Source organism: Paenibacillus sp. LX16, assembly GCF_036252815.1.
Lineage (GTDB): Bacteria > Bacillota > Bacilli > Paenibacillales > Paenibacillaceae > Paenibacillus > Paenibacillus polymyxa_B.
Window position 1 is genome coordinate 1,467,197 of the sequence record NZ_CP141152.1, and the last position, 15,183, is coordinate 1,482,379.

The 15,183-nt window shown below is 41.5% G+C and carries 9 protein-coding genes; 7 read left to right on the forward strand and 2 right to left on the reverse strand.

All coding sequences use genetic code 11. The features are described from left to right. Nucleotides 1-77 precede the first annotated feature (77 nt). The 3 genes from kdpA to kdpC are packed head-to-tail and all read left to right on the forward strand — an operon-like array spanning nucleotide 78 to nucleotide 4,570. Nucleotides 78-1,754: a potassium-transporting ATPase subunit KdpA gene (gene kdpA / locus T3H97_RS06790; protein ID WP_272640120.1), complete on the forward strand. Its 1,677-nt coding sequence runs from the start codon at nucleotides 78-80 to the stop codon at nucleotides 1,752-1,754. 37 nt (nucleotides 1,755-1,791) lie between these two features. Continuing rightward, nucleotides 1,792-3,822 (forward strand): potassium-transporting ATPase subunit KdpB, encoded by a 2,031-nt coding sequence (kdpB, locus tag T3H97_RS06795; RefSeq protein WP_328802076.1) that lies wholly within the window; start codon nucleotides 1,792-1,794, stop codon nucleotides 3,820-3,822. A 19-nt stretch (nucleotides 3,823-3,841) separates the two neighbouring features. After that, on the forward strand, nucleotides 3,842-4,570 hold the full coding sequence (kdpC, locus tag T3H97_RS06800; protein ID WP_328802077.1) for a potassium-transporting ATPase subunit KdpC: 729 nt from the start codon (nucleotides 3,842-3,844) through the stop codon (nucleotides 4,568-4,570). Between the two features lie 130 nt (nucleotides 4,571-4,700). Here the strand turns inward: kdpC and T3H97_RS06805 are convergent, their stop codons facing one another. Next, nucleotides 4,701-5,909, reverse strand: a complete 1,209-nt coding sequence (locus T3H97_RS06805) for an MFS transporter (protein WP_103048849.1) — start codon at nucleotides 5,907-5,909, stop codon at nucleotides 4,701-4,703. A gap of 13 nt (nucleotides 5,910-5,922) precedes the next feature. Then, a complete protein-coding gene (locus tag T3H97_RS06810; protein WP_069012203.1) occupies nucleotides 5,923-6,465 on the reverse strand; it encodes a PadR family transcriptional regulator in 543 nt (180 codons plus the stop codon). Nucleotides 6,466-7,052: 587 nt separating this feature from the next. Here T3H97_RS06810 and cysE point away from each other — a divergent pair. From cysE to T3H97_RS06830, 4 genes are read left to right on the forward strand one after another with little or no spacing between them, the layout of a single operon-like run. Next, nucleotides 7,053-7,625: a serine O-acetyltransferase gene (gene cysE, locus T3H97_RS06815; RefSeq protein WP_328802078.1), complete on the forward strand. Its 573-nt coding sequence runs from the start codon at nucleotides 7,053-7,055 to the stop codon at nucleotides 7,623-7,625. A 23-nt stretch (nucleotides 7,626-7,648) separates the two neighbouring features. Next, nucleotides 7,649-8,656 (forward strand): SagB/ThcOx family dehydrogenase, encoded by a 1,008-nt coding sequence (locus T3H97_RS06820; RefSeq protein WP_180984596.1) that lies wholly within the window; start codon nucleotides 7,649-7,651, stop codon nucleotides 8,654-8,656. Between the two features lie 37 nt (nucleotides 8,657-8,693). Beyond that, a complete protein-coding gene (locus T3H97_RS06825; protein WP_328802079.1) occupies nucleotides 8,694-11,879 on the forward strand; it encodes an amino acid adenylation domain-containing protein in 3,186 nt (1,061 codons plus the stop codon). Nucleotides 11,880-11,897: 18 nt separating this feature from the next. Further along, nucleotides 11,898-15,173 carry a non-ribosomal peptide synthetase gene (locus T3H97_RS06830; RefSeq protein WP_328802080.1) on the forward strand — a complete coding sequence of 1,092 codons (3,276 nt, stop codon included), beginning with the start codon at nucleotides 11,898-11,900 and terminating at the stop codon, nucleotides 15,171-15,173. Nucleotides 15,174-15,183 lie beyond the last annotated feature (10 nt).

A 15,183-nucleotide genomic window follows, 5' to 3' on the forward strand; every position in this document is an offset into this window, starting at 1 on the left:
AACGTGTGCACTCCATAGATGGTCTGAATCGGGTCTGTTGTTCCAAACGCAGGAGCATTTTGAAGGAGGAATAGAGGATGGAGCTGCTTCAAATTGGAATTGTGATCCTTATATTGCTGCTCTTGGTAAAGCCAATGGGTACATATATGTATCATGTATTCTCGAATGAACCGAATCGGACGGATCGGATTTTTGGCGGAACAGAAAAGCTGATTTATAAAGTAGTAGGATTGAAGAAGCTGGAGAGCATGCGTTGGACTACGTATGTTATGAGTTTCATTGCTACGAATGTCGTGCTTGTGGCGATCAGCTACTTGCTGTTGCGTTTACAGGGAATGCTTCCCGGTAATCCGGCAGGAAACAGTAATATGGAAGCATCACTAGCTTTTAATACGGTAATCAGCTTTATGACGAATACGAATCTCCAACATTATAGTGGAGAAAGCGGGCTTACGTATCTGACACAGATGGCGTTCGTCACGATGATGATGTTCACTTCGGCTGCTTCCGGTTTTGCGGTTGCAGCGGCTTTTATGAGAGGATTGACGCGGCGCGGTGAAGGAATGGGCAATTTCTTTCAAGATTTTATTAAAGCCATTATAAGAATTTTCCTGCCGCTGGCCTTTGTGCTTACGCTGGTGCTGGTTGGATTGAAGGTACCCCAGACGCTACAGCCTACGGCGGATCTTACGACGCTGAGCGGAACACAGCAGCAGATTTCTATGGGACCTATTGCTTCCCTGGAGTCCATCAAGCATTTGGGGACAAACGGGGGCGGTTATGCGGGAGCTAACTCTGCGCATCCTTTTGAAAATCCAAGTCCTTGGACGAACGTGCTGGAAATTTTGGCAATGTGGGTAATGCCGGCTTCGTTGCCGTATACCTTTGGATTGTTTGCCCGTAATCGTAAGCAGGGCTGGATTATTTTTAGCTCCATGATGGTATTGTTTCTTATTTTTCTATCCATTACGTACGTGTCTGAAAAGACAGGTAATCCGTTAATCCAGACACTGGGTGTGGATGCTTCTCAGGGAAGCATGGAAGGGAAAGAGGTTCGTTTCGGCATTGGACAATCGGCTTTATTCACTGCGGTCACAACAGCGGCAACGACAGGTTCGGTCAATAATATGCATGATACACTAACCCCACTGGGTGGTATGGCTGCTTTGGGAGAAATGATGCTAAACGTCATTTTTGGCGGCAAGGGTGTCGGGCTGATGAATATGCTGATGTATGCGATTCTGGGTGTGTTTATATGCGGACTGATGGTCGGGAGAACTCCGGAATTTATGGGAAGGAAAATTGAAGGCAAGGAAATGAAGCTGATCGCGATTGCCATTTTGGTACATCCGTTTCTCATTCTCGCCCCAACTGCACTTGCATTTATGAGTCATTGGGGATACGATGCGGTCACTAACCCTGGCTATCATGGGTTGACTCAGGTGCTCTATGAATATGCGTCATCTGCCGCAAATAATGGTTCGGGGTTTGAAGGTCTTTCGGATAACAACGTATTCTGGAACATGACAACGGGGATGGTTATGTTCTTCGGACGATATGTATCTATGATTGCATTGTTGGCTGTGGCGGCTTCGTTGAATGCCAAAGCACCGACTCCGGTGACGACGGGGACACTGCGCACGGACAACAAGTTATTTGGAGCCATTCTGATCGGGGTCGTGCTGCTGATTGGTGCGTTGACCTTTTTACCCGTCATCGTATTGGGACCTGTTGCTGAATTTTTGACCATGTGAAGAAGAAAATGAGAATGGATGAACGGGGTGTTTGATCATGAAGGAACAACGCAAACACATGCTGGACAGAAGCATCTTGAAGCATGCGATCAAGGATAGCTTTATAAAATTAAATCCGATGATCATGATGAAGAATCCTGTCATGTTCGTCGTGGAGATCGGTACATTGGTCGTGCTGCTAATGTTACTGTTTCCCGGTTATTTTGGAACTGGCAAGGAAATGGGCTTTAACCTGGCCGTGTTTGTTATTCTGTTGTTTACGTTGCTTTTTGCCAACTTTGCCGAAGCGCTCGCGGAGGGGCGGGGTAAGGCACAAGCTGCCTCTTTAAAAAAATCCAAGCAGGATACACAAGCTAACAAGCTCATCGGAAATGACATTCAGGTGGTTAGCTCAACCGAATTGCGTAAGGGGGACGTGGTTATTGTCTCCCAGGGCGAAATGATTCCAAGCGATGGTGAGGTCATTGAAGGTCTGGCTTCGGTGGATGAATCTGCAATTACGGGAGAATCGGCTCCGGTCATCAAGGAATCGGGTGGTGACTTTTGCTCGGTAACTGGCGGGACGCGAGTGGTCAGTGACCGGATTAAGGTGCGGATTACTACAGAGCCGGGCGAGACATTTATTGATAAAATGATTTCGCTCGTGGAAGGCGCACAGCGGCAAAAAACGCCAAATGAGATTGCACTGAACACTTTGCTGATTAGCTTGACGATTATCTTTCTAATTGTGGTGGTTACGCTAGCGCCGATTGCCCGTCATTTTAACATTGATTTGCCTGTTCCTGTGCTGATTTCGTTGCTAGTCTGTCTGATTCCGACCACGATTGGAGGGCTGCTGTCAGCCATCGGGATTGCCGGTATGGACCGGGTCACCCAGTTTAACGTGCTGGCCATGTCAGGTAAGGCGGTAGAAGCTTCTGGAGATATCAACACGATGATTCTGGATAAAACAGGTACAATCACCTTCGGAAACCGGATGGCGAGTGAATTCGTGCCTGTAGAGGGCGTGGAGAAGGCAGAGTTAGTGAAGTGGTCCGCGATTAGCTCAATGAAGGATGAGACGCCAGAGGGTCGCTCGGTTCTCGAATTGATGCGCAAACAGGAGCATACGTTGGATGCATCCTTGGCAGCAGATGGAACCTTTATCGAATTCAAGGCGGAGACCCGGATGAGTGGTCTGGATCTGGCCGATGGACGAAAGGTACGCAAGGGTGCGGTGGATTCTGTTCGGCAATGGATCGTATCGCAAAACGGCAGTGTTCCAGCCGATCTGGAGGAAAAAGCGAATCAGGTAGCCTCTGAAGGAGGTACACCGCTGGCAGTCGCGCTGGATGATCAGATATACGGCATTATTTATTTGAAAGATACAGTGAAGCCAGGCATGAAGGAACGGTTTGATCAGCTCCGGGAAATGGGTATCCGTACGATCATGTGTACGGGAGATAATCCGCTGACAGCAGCTACCATTGCACGAGAAGCGGGTGTGGACGACTTTGTAGCTGAGAGCAAGCCGGAGGACAAAATCGCGGTTATCCGACGTGAGCAGGAACAGGGGAAGCTGGTTGCCATGACCGGAGACGGCACGAATGATGCACCTGCGCTGGCGCAAGCGGATGTCGGTCTTGCCATGAATAGCGGCACAGTCGCAGCCAAAGAAGCGGCTAATATGGTGGACCTGGATTCCGATCCGTCCAAAATTATTGAGGTGGTCGCGATCGGCAAGCAGCTGCTTATGACGCGCGGAGCATTGACAACGTTCAGCATTGCGAATGATGTTGCCAAATATTTTGCCATCATCCCGGCGATGTTCATGCTGGCCATTCCCCAAATGGGCGCTTTGAACGTCATGGGGCTTGGCTCCCCGCTGTCCGCTATTTTGTCGGCGCTGATCTTTAACGCGGTTATTATTCCGCTTCTGATTCCGCTGGCCATGAAGGGCGTGAAGTATAAACCGATGAGCTCGGATCGCCTACTGGGACGGAATTTGCTGATTTACGGTCTGGGCGGTATGGTCGTACCGTTTATCGGCATTAAGGCCATTGATTTGCTGGTGCATTTGTGGATTTAGCGCAGAAAGGGTGAATGACATGAGTGGTTTTTATCGGATGATGTCTGGACGCAGATTTGCTGCGCACGAAAAAGCCGAATCTGGCGGGCAAGGTCATAACAAACGTACAGGGACCGGGACAGTGTCGGAAGGACAACCGGAGAGACAAGAGATGCGAGGAAGTACAGTTATTGGAGTGGCTTTGCGAACATCGGTGCTGATGATTCTCTTGTGCGGTTTGGCATATCCGCTAGTCAGTACAGGAGTAGCGCAGGTTCTGTTTCCGCAGCAAGCAAACGGTAGTATGATCCGTGACGCAGAGGGGCGGGTGGTCGGCTCCGAATTGATTGGGCAGTCCTTTGCCGATTCGGCGTTTTTCCAAGGTCGGGTATCGAGCGTTGATTACAATGGGGCTGGTTCAGGCTCTAGTAACTACGCACCGTCGAATCCGGCCTTGATGCAGCGAGTCAAGGATTCTATTGCGGATTGGCAGAAGCATAACCCGGATGTACCTGTCAGTCAGGTTCCGGTGGACCTGATTACGAACTCCGGCTCCGGTCTGGACCCGCACATCTCGCCACAGGCGGCACAGGTGCAAATTCCGCGCATTAGCGGCTTGACGGGTATCCCGCAGGATCAACTGAGAGCACTGGTGCAGGAGCAGACAGAAGGCCGCAGCGCCGGGGTATTCGGCGAGCCGCGTGTGAACGTGCTCAAGCTGAATCTCGCGCTTGAGGCGCAAATGAAGGTAGAGCCTGCCAAGCCATAAATGGATCAAAAAAAGGTATTCCTGAGCGATAAGCTTGAGGAATACCTTTTTTCAGGAGTTGAAATTCTGTATAATGGAAAATATGCAATAAAATGTTTTATCATTTATGTGGATATGAATTTTTGTTCACTTATTTACTTAGCTTTACATTGCTTGATGAATTTTTGGTTTTCCTTAAGGCTGAAGCGAGTACGAACATGTATATAAATACAATAATGCCTATGATTAAATAAGAGAACTTAATATTCATTAGATCCGTGAGAGTACTGCTCAAAATAGGGCCGATCATTAGGCCAATCGAGTATGCCGTGTTATAGAGTGCAAAAGTAATTCCATAAGAATGAATTCCACTTCGTTGAGAGATATCAGCAAGTTGAGGTAAGCAGGGAGCAAGGACCATACCCATGCTAACCCCTAAAATAGCTAAAATAACAGCTTGAAGCGATAATATTGCTGGAAGTGCAGTTAGAGGAAGTGCGATGGATACCATAAGTAGACCGAGGAGAATTCCATTTTTATAGCCGATTTTACTAGAAAACTGTCCTATAAAAGGTGTTGCCAGGCCATAAGCAAGCGTGGGAATAGCAAATAATAATCCAATAATTCCTGGGTTAGCGCTAAATTTGTGCTGTAGGTGTAACGGTAATGTTGGCTCAAGTACGCTTGGGATGGATGCGCCGATAATCACCACTCCAATAACCAAAAGCAAATCTTTATTTTTCATGAACGAGAAAGGGGAAATATACTTTTCATTTTTCGCTTCCGGAATATCATGCAGGAGAATTAGTCGAAGTACAGCATCGATGACGGCCAAGGAGATGGCAAAGTAAAAAGGAAGCTGGTAACTTCCCCATTGATACAACCAACCGCCAATTGTCGGTCCGAGAAGGGTTCCGGCGGCTTGACCGGATAATGCCAAGCCCATAGCTTTACCACGTTCTTCAGAAGGGTATAGATCAGCCAAGAGAGCGAGTCCTGCTGTCCAGGTCATTGCGGCTGCGATTCCCTGAAGAGCGCGTGCCACTATAAGTAGCCAGAAAGTGTGGGCTATGGCAAACATAAAAGTGGAGGCTATGAGTCCAATTAACCCCCATAATAGAGGTGTCTTTCTCCCAATCCGATCCGTTAATAGGCCAAAAACAGGTGTAGCTATAAATAATGCGATTGCATAACTGCTGAATAAAAATCCGATTTCAGTTTGAGTTGCGCCCAGAGAATTTGCATACCTCGGCAAAATGGGAACGACTAATCCATAGATTAACATATCAATGAATACAGCTAATCCGACAACAATTAGTGCAGCTTTTTGCTTATTTTGTACTCCTTTACTCAGTTTCATTATTACATCCTCCTCATAAATTTCTTCTTATTTCCTCTTTAATTTGTTTAACAAATTTTAATTGAAGCTCACATTGATCATAAATATTTCTGAAAATTAACATAACGTTTACAGGGATATCCATAAGTTCAGCTTTTTGTTCTTGCCCTAATTTCATTTCTTTATAGATTTTTTCGATGGCTTGCTGCTGGAAACTTAAAGCTTCCTCAATTTCATGGAGCCCAGCCTCATTCATAAAAGTTAAAGCTGTGTACAGTGCTGTTGGAAATACAACAGAAGATTCCTTAAATGATTCGATTAAAAGCCGACTAAACTCACTTTTTCCAGCCTCCGTGATAGCATATATAGCTTTGGACCGGTTCCCTGTCTGTTCTAACGTTTCTAACTGTACAATTCCTTCTGAATCCATTTTTTTTAAGGCATGATATATGGAAGCTGGTTGCACATAAGCCCATTTATCCGTTTGTGCTGATTGCATTTTCTGTTGTATTTCGTATCCTGACATTGCTCCATATTGCAGCAAGAGCCCAAGAACCATCACACGTGTTGTACTCAAGATGATATCTCCTCCATAACTTTATTGCTAAATGTTTTATACTAAATATTTAGTAAAGGATTATAGTCGGATTATATCATTACAATCCAATGATGTAAAGGTTTATTGCCTACATGCGTTTCTCACTGTGCTTCTTCAAAAGAAGCCGTACTAAGAAATTAATCGGTTTTATCCCTAGAGACACGATGGCTGACCTCAACATCGGAGTACGTGAGCTTTGTTGTCTTTTAAATACCATTCGGTTGGTTACTGATCAATAGTATTAAATGGAGAAAGGTATCCTTAGATAAGCACCTCATAATCCCTTTGTTTAAGGGAAAGCTTTTTACCATTAAGTTGATAGATTTTATATAGTTTGTAATTATAAATTTAACCTGAAAAACATTAATTCAATATTTACTTTACGAAAATATGGAGGTAGAATATTTCTTGTGTAACATACTAAATATTTAGTATTTTATATTTTTTAAAAAATGTATAGTTATTAATGTTTTCTATGCTATTAGAGAGGTGGGTATATATGAACAGTCTATAATGATGCTTACATTTACATCGGAAAGATACTTCTGCAAGGGGAGTGATCCGAAATGTTAAGCAAGTTGATCAAGGATATCCGGTTTATTAGAGAAATGGACCCAGCGGCAAATAGTTGGCTAGAAATACTATTATGTTATCCAGGTTTTCATGCTTTGATATTCTATCGATTATCTCATTTCCTTTTTGAGGCTCATTTGTATTTATTTGCACGAATGTTATCTAATTGGGGACGATTTTTTACGGGAATAGATATACATCCGGGTGCGAAGATGGGAGATGGGATTTTTATAGATCATGGTATTGGAGTTGTAATAGGTGAAACTACTGTAATTGGGAGCAATGTGACGATATATCAGAATGTTACTTTAGGGGGCACTGGGAAAGATGTGGGGAAACGGCACCCTACTATTGGAAACAGGGTTGTTATAGGGGCGGGAGCCAAAGTATTGGGCCCTATTACAATTGGCGATTACTCCAAAATAGGAGCAGGCGCAGTTGTGTTAAAAAATGTACCTGCTAATTGTACAGTTGTCGGTGTTTCGGCAGGCATAGTGAAATGGAACGGGTATTCTTTCATAAAAAACAACCAGCATAATAAGTCAGTGGTCAGATATCTTAAATGATCATATTTAGAGGAGGAACTATTATGCATAAGCAAGTCCCTGTGAAATTATCCAAATTAATCCATGATGAAGCGGAGTATTTCTGGTCTCCATCCGTTCGTTGGTGCAAAACAGAGGATGCTGTTGAAATTGAGCAATCCATATTCTCTGGTATAGCACTTGAATTATTTCCTGAATTGTACTACATAACGCAAAAAGGCATAAAGCTGGAATCTCTTATCGAGCATTATTCTCATTTAGATCAGGGACTATTTGTTGATTTTATTAAACACTTAATTAATGAACGTATATTAGTAAATTCTATTTTATCCCCTCAAGAGCTCCTTTATCCGCATAATTATCTTGTACACAATCCTCACCACGATGACACTTTCATTGATCCGGAACGTTACAATTACTTCAAACAAAAACAGCTTGAACGCTCATTTTCGAATGTTATGGAGTACGAACTTCCTCTAGAGGATGTTTCTTTCACAGAAGAGATTGTAAATCGCAGATCTTTTCGTAATTTTGATATAAATCTTAAACTTCCATTTAAAACATTTTCAAAACTAATCTCTGTTTTTAAGCAGACGATAACGAATGGGGAGATTCGCTATTTTTACGCAACCGATGGTGGATTATATCCAATCGATATATTCATTTATGTTAAGGACGCCCGTGTAGAAAAGGTAAAGGCAGGCTTATATTACTATAATCCTGTACGTAATATGCTACAAATGGTAAGCAGCGCTTGTGTTATCACACAAGAAGCTCATTATGCCCAAAATCAAGAAATATTTAGCACATCAGCTTTTTCTGTGTTTATGGTTTATAACAGTGAGGTAACGATGCCGAAATATGGAGGAATGGGCTATTTGTATGCCGCTATCGACTGTGGAATTATGGTGCAACTGTTTACTCAAGTAGCTGAACTGGAACAGGTGGGGTTGTGTTCTATTGGTGATATGAATTTCCGGAAAATTAAAAAATATTTCAAACTAAATTCCAGTCAGGTTATGCTGCACTCCATTGAAGTTGGACTCAAGTGAATAGAACGATGGAAACTCGGCAGGGAGGAATAACAATATGACTATCCACAGTCTATTTGAAAAGCAAGTAGTAGCTAATTCAGATCATCCCGCTGTTGTCAGTTGTGAAAAATACCTAACCTATCGCGAATTAAATGAAAAATCCAATCAATTAGCTGAAGTACTGGTTGAGCATAATGTTTGTACTGGTTGTATTGTTGGAATTATGATGGAACGCTCCGTCGATATGATCATTGCAGTATTAGCGGTCCTTAAATCTGGAGGAGCTTATTTGGCAGTTGATCCAGGTTACCCTGAGGAGAGAATTAGATTCATGCTAAGTGACAGTAACGTAAAGTTGCTGCTTACACAACAGCATTTGAAAACTCCTAATCATCCAGGATTAAGTAAATTAATAATGACTGAACAGCTGTATTGTAATCGCTCGACTGATAATTTGGAGCGGAATGTTTGCTCAAGCGATCTCGCCTATTTAATCTATACCTCAGGTTCAACAGGGCAGCCTAAAGGAACCTTATTAGAACATAAGGGAATTGAAAATTTGCAGTCAATTTGGGCAAATAATTTCCATATTACTTCAAAAGATCGAATCGGTCAGTTCGCCAGCTTTTCATTTGATGCCTCTGTATGGGAACTTTTCATGGCACTTTTTAATGGGGCGACCTTATATATTATTCCTCAGAAAATAATACATGATCCCATCGATTTTGAATCCTATGTTTCAGAAAATATGATTACCGTCTTAACACTGCCTCCAAGTTATGCAGTGTACCTGGAAGCTTCACATATTTCGGATTTAAGGTTGCTGATAACAGCCGGATCGTCATCATCCAGTAATTTGGTGAATCAATGGAGTCCGTGTACAACTTATGTGAATGCATACGGGCCCACAGAAGCGAGCATATGTGCTTCTTTATGGGTGGCTCCTTCAGCATATTTTGAAGGTAATTCAGTTCCTATAGGCTTGTCATTGCCGAATACGCATTTTTTTATTTTTGATGAGCAACTAAACCCTGTTGATGCTGGAGAAATCGGGGAACTTTTCATAAGCGGCTGTGGGCTGGCAAGAGGCTATTTGAATCGTCCAGAGCTTACAGAACAAAAATTCATCCAACATCCAAGAATTCCGGAAATAACAATATATAGAACTGGTGATTTAGTTCGGATGCTTCCTGACGGGAATTTGGAATATCGTGGGAGGATGGATCAGCAAGTAAAAATACGTGGACATCGGATCGAATTGGAAGAAATTGAAGCGATTCTTCTTAAATATAAAGAAATCACAGAAGTAGTGGTGCAGGCTATTCGGGATGAGCAGGATCAGCTGCAGTTGTGCGCGTATTATGTAGCTCAAAATACGATTAGCACAACGGAGTTGCGTCAGTTTATCAGGCAAGAATTACCGATTTATATGATGCCAACCTATTTTGTTTATTTATCTGAACTTCCTATGACCATTAATGGAAAAGTGGATCGAAAAGCCCTTCCTATGCCAACCAGGGATTTATCGGAGCAATCTAATCATCATCAGCCTCGCACTAATTTAGAAGAACTTTTATGCCTACTAATGAGCGAGGTTCTTGGCGTAGGGCAGGTGGGAATATATGATAACTTTTATGATTTGGGTGGTGATTCAATTAAAGCCATTCAATTATCTGCAAAGTTGAACTCCCATAATCTAAAGCTCGGTAGTCATCATCTTTTAAAACAACCTACTATTGCACAATTTGGCCAGTCCATTCAACAGATTCACCGTAAGAGTGACCAAGGCAAAATTTTGGGGAATGTCCCCCTTACCCCTATTCAGCATTGGTTTTTTACAAAAAAGTTAACTGATAAGCATCATTGGAATCAATCTGTTCTGTTTTATAATCCGGAACGGTATGAAACAGAAGCATTGCTCAGAGTTTTGAAAACATTGGTTGAGCACCACGACGCGCTTAGAATGACTTACCAGATGGAGGGAAGTATTTTAAAGCAGGTGAACATGGACGTGAGTCCCGAGGTATTCGGCTTCAATGTATTCGACGTGCCGCATGAGGATGAAGAAAAATTTATTATTGACCAAATTTCAGAGATTCAAGGGAGTAAAAGTTTGGAGAAGGGTCCATTAGTACATTTAGGACTGTTCAGATCCAAGTCGGGAGATCATTTGCTGTTGTCGATACATCATTTAGTGATGGACGGAATTTCCTTACGTATATTAATCGAAGATTTCTCAAAGTCCTATGAGCAAATTATTAAAGGCAGAAAGGTTATACTGCAAGGAAAAACAGATTCATACCAAAAATGGGCTGAAGCATTGAAGAATTATTCATATAGTAAGGAAATAGTAAAACACATCCCTTATTGGCTGAATTTTAATGCAAAAGTTAATCAGGAATTATTACTGTGGAAGAATGACCAAGTGCAGGTGTCAACACAAAGGAACAAACGTAATTTAAAATTTGCTCTGTCAAAAGAAAACACAAAATGGGTTCTTGGTCAAGTTCATCATGCATATAACACCGATATAAATGATGTTTTGATAACTGCTTTAGGGATAGCTCTGTATGACTGGCTTGAAGTCAAACAAGTTGTAATCAATATGGAATCCCATGGCCGTACAGATATTTTACCTGATATGAATATTACACGTACAGTCGGCTGGTTCACATCTCAGTGCCCCGTACTTCTATGTATGTATGAGCCTGACAATTTGCCTGATTGGATTATAAAAACCAAAGAGAATCTTAGAACTATTCCGAATAAAGGTTTGGACTATGAGGTACTCAAATATCTTAGCACGGAAAGTTTGAGGGCGCCTTTGGTATTTTCTATTGAACCAGAAATTAATTTCAATTATTTAGGTCAACTTGACCCAATCTCAAGTTCTCCATATTTCCAACTCTCTTCTTACAGTAGTGCAGCTTCCTTTGGACCCGAGGGATTAGGGAATATCAGCCCTAATAATGAACTGTGTTATGCACTTGAAATAACAGGATATATCACGGGAGATCAATTGCATCTTTCTATCGGCTATGATAGTGCACGAATTAGTGGACAAGAAATCCAGCATTTGGCGGAAGGATATGAAAAGCAGCTTATCAGGATTATTCAGCATTGCATAGACAAGAAGGAGCAGTTGCGCACTCCAAGTGATTTTACATTAAAAAATTTAAAGGAAGAGGATTTAGATATGATTTATGATGTACTTCTCAGTTCCTTGAATTCTAAACACTAGATTAGGCAGGTGAGTAGAGTGAACCCGTTTTCGAAAGGACAAATTCAGGATATATATGCGCTGTCCCCTATGCAAGAAGGCATATTATATCATTCTCTCTCAGATACAGATCCCAACACTTATATAGTACAGCTAATCCTAACCATGGAAGGTCATCTTAATGCTGAACTTATGAAGCAAAGTTTTTCGACACTTATCCAACGGCACAATGTATTAAGAACTACTTTTTTATTGGAAAAGGTCAAGCAGCCACTTCAGGTAGTGCTGACGGAAAGACCTCTTCAATTTGTTTATAAAAGCAGAGCTGATATATCAAATCTGGATAAAAAACAGTGGATTCAGCATTATTTACAAAAGGATCGTCAGCAAGGATTCAATCTAACGGTAGATCCGCTCATTAGGCTGTCCGTGCTCCAGACAAGCTCTAGTGAAAGTACTTGTATACTCACTTTTCACCATATTTTAATGGATGGCTGGTGCTCTGATTTAATCCTTTGCGAATTATTCGAAATCTATACTGGTTTAGTTAAAGGACAAAGCCAAACCATTTGTATGGAGCAGCCTTATAGTCAGTATATAGAATTTTTGGCAAAACAAGACCAAGATAGTGCGCTTGAATACTGGAAAGATTATTTAAGCGGTTTTGAAGAGTGCTCAATCATGCCAGGTCAGACACATACTAATGGAAACAAATTAATTCAAGATTATAGCTTGGGTAAACATTCTATTCAATTAGAGCGTCGGCTGTCCAATTTTTTAAAAGAATTGGCCCGAAACAACCAAGTCACATTAAACGCGGTCTATCAGAGTCTGTGGGGGGTTGTGCTGCAAAAATATAATAATAGTAACGATGTTGTATTTGGCTCAGTTGTTGCAGGAAGACCACCAGAGATCCCAGCAGTTGAGCGAATGATAGGGTTGTTTATTAATACAGTTCCCTTACGTATACAATCAGCAGGAGACTTAACCTTTACTTCACTAATACAGCAAATTCATCATCTAAATTTGAATTCTAAGCCCTACGAGCATTTGTCCCTTTCACAGATTCAAAATCAGTCGATTGGACAAAGCCTGTTTGATCATATTTATGTGTTTGATAATACGCCTTTAAATTCCTCATGGAAACATCAATTAACAGAAGTAAATGTACACATCAAGGACGTTAATGTTATAGAACATACTAATTATGACTTAAGTATTACAGTGCTTCCGGGAGATGAAACAAACATAACATTTATCTATAATTCCAATATCTATTCTGAAGATACTGTGAGAAGAATGGCAAATCATATATATAATGTCGCAATGAAAATCTACAGTGAACCTTCTGCTTGCTTGAAAAATATCTGTATTTTGAGTGCTGATGAGGAAATCGAACTTATTGCACTGAGAAGCTCAAAGAGTATGGAGCATAGCGGTACAGAAACACTTGCAGATTTATTTGAAAGACAAGTTGAAATTGCGCCATTTGCAACGGCCCTTACCTATGGAGAAACTCATATATCCTATGGTGAGTTAAATAGGCAAGCCAACAAGCTTGCCTATGTTTTGCAAGATATAGGTGTTCAACCTGATCAACTAATTGGACTGCTTACTGAGCGTTCACCAGAGATGATTATTGGGATACTAGGCATTTTGAAATCTAATGCAGGCTATACTCCTCTTGATCCGGAAAATACAAGTGAGAGGTTAAAGGTTATTGTGCAGGATGCGAACTTATCAATCATTGTAGTTTCGCGATCAAAGGTTTCTTTAATTACAAAGCTAATAGCACAACTGGAAGGTTCCGAAAGACGTCGGATTTTGGTTCTTGAGGACGTGCTGGAACAAACAAATGATCGTGATAAGAGTAATCCACTACGCCTATCAGAGGCTAACCATTTGGCTTATGTAATGTATACTTCTGGCTCGACCGGTATACCTAAAGGAATCATGATTGAACATATCAATGTAATGAGAGTTGTGAAGGGTTCAGATTATGTACAAATTACACCACAAGATACCATTCTCCAATTGTCCAACTTTGCTTTTGATGGTTCTATTTTTGATATATTTGGGAGTCTTTTGAATGGAGCAAGACTTGTTTTAATAGACAAAGAGACAATGCTTAATGTATCTGAGTTAGCTCAGTTGATTTTAAAAGAGAATGTCTCCGTTTTTTTTGTGACAACGGCTCTTTTTAATACACTCGTAGACCTTGAAATTCATTGCTTGGCCAATGTAAGAAAGGTACTTTTTGGTGGCGAGCGAGTATCCATAGTACATGTAAATAAAGCTTTTCAGTTGATGGGTAAAGGGAAAATTATTCATATGTATGGCCCCACAGAGAGTACCGTTTATGCGATGTATCATGAAGTTCAAGAAGTTAATGAGGAGATGTTTACGATCCCGATCGGCCGACCCATTAAGAATACGGAGGTGCTTGTTCTTAATTCGGATAATCAGCAGCAGCCAATTGGGGCAATTGGGGAACTGTGTATTGCTGGAGAAGGTCTCGCACGAGGTTATCTCAACAATCACCAATTAACTCAAGAGAAATTTTTCTATCTGCATGATAAACGATTATATAAGTCAGGTGACTTAGGGCGACGACTTGAAAACGGAGAAATTGAATTTCTAGGACGTAATGACCATCAGGTAAAGATTAGGGGATTCCGAGTTGAATTAGGTGAAATTGAAAAGTGTATCCTTGAAAATCAGGCCATTAAAGAAGTATTCATCATGGAGCAGACAGATAAACAAGGGGATAAGCGCTTATGTGCGTATTTTGCTGCAGATCAAGAAATGAATACCGAAAAAATCAGGCAATGGGTTTCCGAAAGGTTGCCAAACTACATGATTCCTGCCTATTTTGTAAAGGTAAATAAGTTGCCTCTAAATGCAAATGGCAAAGTGGATCATAAAAAACTACCAATACCTGATACAAGCCAGCTTTTTCAGAATCAAGCGATACATCCAAGGAACAGCATTGAAGAGACGATAGCCCATGTATGGGAAACGGTGTTGGGGATTGAAAACATAAGTGTAGTCGAGGACTTTTATACATTGGGAGGAGATTCAATAAAAGCAATTCAAATTTCGGCGCAACTTCGAGTGAAAGATATTACAGTGACTACCAAAGATATATTCCAGTATCCAAGCGTAGCGGATTTAAGCACCTTTATTATAAAGGGACAATCCAAGCAGGCCCAGTCTGTGAATACTACTGTGATCCAAAATGGCTATGACGAATTAGGGATTTCCGCAAGTGATCTGCACGAACTTCAAACAGAGTTGAATTCCAAGATCAATTAACAGGGGGAAC

Coding starts and splice junctions, on each gene's coding strand:
- kdpA (WP_272640120.1), top strand. CDS start 78: ATGGAGCTGCTTCAAATTGGAATTGTGATCCTTATATTGCTGCTCTTG.
- kdpB (WP_328802076.1), top strand. CDS start 1,792: ATGAAGGAACAACGCAAACACATGCTGGACAGAAGCATCTTGAAGCAT.
- kdpC (WP_328802077.1), top strand. CDS start 3,842: ATGAGTGGTTTTTATCGGATGATGTCTGGACGCAGATTTGCTGCGCAC.
- T3H97_RS06805 (WP_103048849.1), bottom strand. CDS start 5,909: ATGAAACTGAGTAAAGGAGTACAAAATAAGCAAAAAGCTGCACTAATT.
- cysE (WP_328802078.1), top strand. CDS start 7,053: ATGTTAAGCAAGTTGATCAAGGATATCCGGTTTATTAGAGAAATGGAC.
- T3H97_RS06820 (WP_180984596.1), top strand. CDS start 7,649: ATGCATAAGCAAGTCCCTGTGAAATTATCCAAATTAATCCATGATGAA.
- T3H97_RS06825 (WP_328802079.1), top strand. CDS start 8,694: ATGACTATCCACAGTCTATTTGAAAAGCAAGTAGTAGCTAATTCAGAT.